Genomic DNA, 5562 nt, shown 5'->3' with positions numbered 1-5562 from the left:
TAAGAAACAAATATACTATTAGTTTACAAATATCAAAATAATTTTAAATGATTTTGATAAGTGATCAAAAAGAGTTCCCGATAAAGGGCCAGCGGTATATGTAAAAAAATGATTTCTATTCAGTTACAGCTTCCTCCTCCCCGGATTGTTGCCGGGCGTACAGCTCAGCGTAGTAGCCGTTTAATGTCATTAATTGTTCATGCGTTCCCGTTTCTACGATCCGGCCTTCGTCCAGAACGATTATTTTATCAAACTCAAACAGCGCAAAGATGCGGTGTGTGATAATAATGGCAGTTTTATCTTTCAGATAGGCGTACAGGTTACCAATGATCTCTTTTTCCGTACGGGCATCCACGGCGGACAGGCAATCGTCAAAAACCAGGATGTTGGGATCCATGATCAGGGCCCGTGCAATGGAGATGCGCTGCTTCTGGCCACCGCTCAGGGTTACGCCCCGCTCCCCGATCATGGTATCAAAGCCTTCATTGAAATTCAGGATATCCTTTTCCACAGAGGCCTGGCGGGCCGCCTGCTTTACGGCTTCCAGGTCGGCCGCAGGTGCGCCGAACCGGATATTGTTCGTAATGTTATCTGAGAACAGGAACACATCCTGCGGTACATAGCTGATCTGGCCGCGCAGGCTCTCCAGCCGCAGGTCGCGGATATCGTGGCCGTCTAACAGCACCCGGCCCTGCTGCGGATCGTACATGCGTAACAGTAGCTGCGCCAGGGTTGACTTACCGGAACCCGTGCGGCCTATAATGGCTACTTTTTGTCCGGGTTCAATGGTGAGCTCAAAATCTTTAATAGCCTGGATACCTGTATGAGGGTATGTAAACGACACCTTATCAAAACGGATGCTGCCTTTCAGTGGTATGGCCTGTGCGTTCTCTTTATTCTTAATAGTAGGCTCCAGCTGCAGGAACTCATTAATACGTTGCTGCGATGCTGCGGCGCGCTGGATCATGGAGGCTACCCATCCTATGGAGAAGAAGGGGAAAATGAGCATGTTCACATAGATCACAAACTCCGCCAGGTTACCTACGGTAATATTACCATGTATCACCTGTATGCCGCCGATAAAAATGGTGAGTATAACGCTCAGGCCTATCATGAGCGACATGGCAGGCTGGTACAGCGCATCTGTTTTGGCAAGGCTAACAGAGCTCTGCTTGTAATCTTCACTCGCCTGCGCAAAGTGCTGCGCCGTAGCATCTTCCTGCACATATGATTTTATTACGCGGATGCCGGAATAAGATTCCTGTGCAATAGAGGTTAGGTTGGAGAGCTGCGCCTGTATGCGTTCGCTTTTACGGTGAATGATGCGGTTCACATAATAAATGGTGAGCGCCAGCACCGGCAGGGGCGATAAAGTATATAAGGTAAGGGTAAAGTTCACCTTTACCATCAGGTACACGATCATGACCAGCATCAGGATGGTGCGGGCCGCATACATAATGGCCGGCCCTACGTACATGCGCACCCGTGATACATCTTCCGTAATACGGCTCATCATATCGCCGGTGCGGTGCATTTTAAAAAAGTTGAGGTCCAGCCGCTGGTATTGCTGGTAAATATCGTTCTTGAGGTCGTATTCAATATGGCGGCTCATTACGATCAGCGTTTGCCGCTGCAGGAACATGAAAAAGCCGCTTAGTAAGGCAGAGAGTAAAATGGTAACGCCGTAAAAGGCCAGCACGCGGGTAAAGTCGGAACGGAATACGCCCTTGATCCCGGTATCGCTGATGATGCGGTAGTTATCCAGGTTCTGCGCCAGCAGGTCAAAGATCTGCCGTACCATTACGGGTTGAAAAATGCTGAATACAATAGAAATGGAAGTGAACAGCAGCCCGAGTATGAACAACCATTTATATTTTACAAAGTATATATTCAGCGCTGCAAGGTGCTTCATTTCTTTACCGTCGTAATTAATAATTAAGAATTAATAATTAATAGATTAGCGTTTGTTGCTTATCAGGATTACAGGTTTCCGGCTACAGGTTTCACGTGTACAAAGGTAATTAAAAAGCGGAAAGCAGAAAGCGTAAAGCTCAAAGCTTCCCACCTTCTGCTTTCCGCTTTCAGCTTTCCGCTTTCTGCTTTCCGCTTTCTGCTTTCCGCTTTCTGCTTTCTGCTTTATGCTTTCCGCAGCGTCTCGATAATTTTCTTTTCTATATCCGCAGGGCTTACCTCTTCTTTTACAAATTTTTGGCCCGTGATATTTTCAAACAGCTCTATGTAACGGTCGCTTACGCTTTTTACAAAAGCTTCGTCCATTTCAGGCACCTGCTGGCCGTCTTTGCCCTGGAAGCCTTTTTCCATCAGCCACTCGCGTACAAATTCTTTACTTAATTGCTTCTGCGCTTTACCGGCTTTCTGGTTCTCCTCGTAGCCTTCTGCGTAGAAGTAACGGGATGAATCCGGGGTGTGCACCTCGTCAATTACATAAATGGTATCGCCGATCTTACCAAACTCGTACTTGGTATCTACCAGGATAAGGCCGCGTTTGGCTGCCAGCTCTTTACCACGCTCAAACAATGCCAGCGCATATTTTTCCAGCTGGGTGTACTCTTTTTCACTTACCACGCCCCGTGCTATGATCTGCTCGCGGCTAATGTCCTCATCATGCCCTTCGTGCGCTTTGGTAGTGGGTGTAATAATAGGTGTGGGAAAGAAATCATTCTCTTTCAGGCCTTCGGGCAGCTGTACACCGCATAATTCGCGTTTACCGCTTTTATACGTTCTCCATGCATGGCCGGTAAGGTTACCACGTACTACCATTTCCACGGGGAAGGTCTCACACTTCAATCCGATGGTCACATTTGGCAAAGGCACAGACTTAACCCAGTTAGGCACAATGTCTTTGGTGGCTTCCAGCATAATGGCGGCTACCTGGTTCAAAACCTGTCCCTTGTAAGGAATGGGCTTAGGCAGTACAACGTCAAAAGCAGAGATACGGTCGCTCACCAGCATTACCATCAGCTGGTCGTTAATAGTATATACGTCGCGTACCTTGCCTTTATAGAAGGCTGTTTGTCCCGGAAATTTGAAATCAGGTGTAAGCATCAGGAAGAAAAATTATAAATTAACTGAAATGAATGGTTTACGTAAATGAACGATGCGCAAAAATACAGCCTGTAAGCAATAAAACGTCTACCCGGTAAAATTTGAGACTGAAAAATCCATCCTCAATAAAAAAATCCCAACATGCGGCCCACAAAATTCCCACAATGCCCCCTCCTTTTATCCGGTTAGGCGGAAAAAAATTTACACATCACAGATCATATATAATATATGATGATTTAAAATTAGTTATCATCTGAAAACGATGTTAATATGTGATATTAATTATTAATAGAATAAAAAATCTTATATTAATTATTAGTATTTATTAAAAATTCGTAATTTGAGACGTGATTCAACTATGACCCAGAACCTAAGCAGGTACTCGCTTTTGCTACATATCGGGCTGATAATCACCGGTTGTGCACAAGGCCAATCGAGCCAAAATGGCCATATGGATTTTGAGAAATATGACCCGGTTTCCACCCTGAAGGTGCCGGAACATATCCTCACCAGAGCCAAATATCCGTTCATTGATGTACACAATCATCAGTGGAATATGGGTAGCCAGGATCTGGGGGCGCTCGTAAAAGAAATGGACGCCCTTCATATGCAGGTAATGGTGAACTTAAGCGGCAGCAATGGCAGCCAGCTTAAAAAAATGACAGACAATATCAGGGAACACGCGCCAAAGCGGTTCATAGTGTTTGCCAACATTGACTTTGACGGCATCGGGCAGCAGGGCTGGACCAACAAAGCGGTACAGCAGCTGGAGCAGGATGTTAAGAACGGAGCCAATGGACTAAAGATCTTTAAGACGTTGGGACTGAGTGTGAAGGATAACAGCGGTAAAAGGGTACCGATCGATGATCCGCGGCTGGACGCCATCTGGGACAAATGCGGAGAGCTGAAGATACCGGTACTAATTCATGCGGCAGACCCTGCACCTTTCTGGGAGCCCATGGATGAAAAAAATGAGCGCTGGCTGGAGCTGGCCTCCCACCCCGGCAGGCAAAGAGGTCCTAAAGACCCTGCGCCCTGGGAACAGATCATTGAAGAACAGCACAGGATGTTTAAAAAACATCCGCAAACCACCTTCATTAACGCCCATTTTGGCTGGTATGCAAACGACCTGGCAAAACTGGCGGCGCTGATGGAGGAGATACCTAATATGTATGTGGAGTTTGGAGCAGTGATAGCGGAGCTGGGGCGGCAGCCCATTATGGCCCGCGCGTTCTTTGAAAAATACCAGGACCGCATCCTTTTCGGGAAAGATTCCTGGGTGCCATCGGAATATGCTACTTACTTCCGTGTGCTGGAAACAGCGGATGAGTACTTTCCGTACCATAAAAAATATCATGCGTTCTGGCGGATGTATGGGATGCAGCTGCCGGACGGGATCTTAAAAAAGATCTATTATAAAAATGCATTGAAGATCATTCCGGGGATTGATAAAAGCGTATTTCCGGATTAAGAAACAGTATTTGTGGGGGACACAAATGCCGGTGAAACAAATAGTAATCAATTAAAAATCTAAAGCTATGGAAAAGCTTGCCGAACACACCGACTTACTAAGAAAACATGAAAGAAGCATTAACAATTCTAATTCAATAAAACAACGACCTATGAAGAAGCAATTCTTAGGAGCAGCCGTACTTTTAGTTATGGCGCTAGGCTGTTCTCTGCAATCTAAGGCGTCAAATGACACCGTTTATTACAAGAATGGTGCTATCCGTTTTATTATCAACAAAGGGGACAATGGTACAAACACCTTTGTGCAGTTGAACGGAGAAGGCGGCGAGAACCTGATGAAACCAGGCCGCTGGTCTTACAATTATTTTGACAGCCGTCAGATCCAACACGGTTACACCATCCAGGACAACACCGTGGCTGACGCATACTGGATCCGCCAGCGTAATGGCAAGGCTGATACTGTATTCACTACCATCACGTACTCCCAGGAGCAGCAACAACAGCTGGCTGATGCTACTGCCTCCCTGTACGCTAACCTGAAGTATCCTTTCAAAGCTAAGGAGAACGGTGTTAACGGTACCGTGTATGTATCTTTTGTAGTGAACAGTGACGGCAAGATCAGCGAGCTGGAGCCGATGACCAAACTGGGTTATGGCCTGGAAGAAGCTGCCGTAGATGCTGCAAAACAGCTGAAGTTTTCGCCTGTTGCGTATAACGGACGTATTGTAAGCATGTACTTTGAGCTGCCGGTTAAGTTCCTGTTACAACAACAGTAATCAGTTACTTTCCAGGGGCCTGTTACCGAAAGGCGTTCCGGGTTCCCGCGGCTATTTTCTATTATTGTTTTGAATGTGATGTTGTTGCCTGCTTGTCCAGGGTATATGATGTCTGTTTTCGTGAGCACGGGCGCTCTGTATTTGATCAGTTTATGACAGTTATTTTTTAAAAGTTTCGTTTTAAATTAAGAGATCAAAGGACACACAGTTTTCATTTTTACTGCTGATCATACAGAAAGCCGGCATTGTT

The 5562-nt window shown here is 46.0% G+C and carries 4 protein-coding genes; 2 read left to right on the top strand and 2 right to left on the bottom strand.

The features are described from left to right. Positions 1–115: 115 nt before the first annotated feature. Positions 116–1912 carry an ABC transporter ATP-binding protein gene (locus tag VIM87_RS20595; protein ID WP_331998828.1) on the bottom strand — a complete coding sequence of 599 codons (1797 nt, stop codon included), beginning with the start codon at positions 1910–1912 and terminating at the stop codon, positions 116–118. Between the two features lie 224 nt (positions 1913–2136). Continuing rightward, positions 2137–3066 carry a phosphoribosylaminoimidazolesuccinocarboxamide synthase gene (locus VIM87_RS20590; RefSeq protein WP_331998827.1) on the bottom strand — a complete coding sequence of 310 codons (930 nt, stop codon included), beginning with the start codon at positions 3064–3066 and terminating at the stop codon, positions 2137–2139. A 451-nt stretch (positions 3067–3517) separates the two neighbouring features. On the opposite strand from VIM87_RS20590, the gene VIM87_RS20585 reads away from it, so the two are divergent. Together VIM87_RS20585 and VIM87_RS20580 are read left to right on the top strand one after the other, a co-directional pair. Then, a complete protein-coding gene (locus tag VIM87_RS20585) occupies positions 3518–4537 on the top strand; it encodes an amidohydrolase family protein (protein WP_331998826.1) in 1020 nt (339 codons plus the stop codon). A 151-nt stretch (positions 4538–4688) separates the two neighbouring features. Further along, positions 4689–5312 (top strand): energy transducer TonB, encoded by a 624-nt coding sequence (locus tag VIM87_RS20580; protein WP_331998825.1) that lies wholly within the window; start codon positions 4689–4691, stop codon positions 5310–5312. The last annotated feature ends 250 nt before the right edge of the window (positions 5313–5562 follow it).

The sequence above is a fragment of the Chitinophaga sp. genome (genome assembly GCF_036569125.1).
Lineage (GTDB): Bacteria > Bacteroidota > Bacteroidia > Chitinophagales > Chitinophagaceae > Chitinophaga.
Note: the sequence above shows the minus strand (reverse complement) of the source record. Positions and strands in the feature narration are given on the sequence as shown.

Coding starts and splice junctions, on each gene's coding strand:
- VIM87_RS20595 (WP_331998828.1), bottom strand. CDS start 1,912: ATGAAGCACCTTGCAGCGCTGAATATATACTTTGTAAAATATAAATGG.
- VIM87_RS20590 (WP_331998827.1), bottom strand. CDS start 3,066: ATGCTTACACCTGATTTCAAATTTCCGGGACAAACAGCCTTCTATAAA.
- VIM87_RS20585 (WP_331998826.1), top strand. CDS start 3,518: ATGGATTTTGAGAAATATGACCCGGTTTCCACCCTGAAGGTGCCGGAA.
- VIM87_RS20580 (WP_331998825.1), top strand. CDS start 4,689: ATGAAGAAGCAATTCTTAGGAGCAGCCGTACTTTTAGTTATGGCGCTA.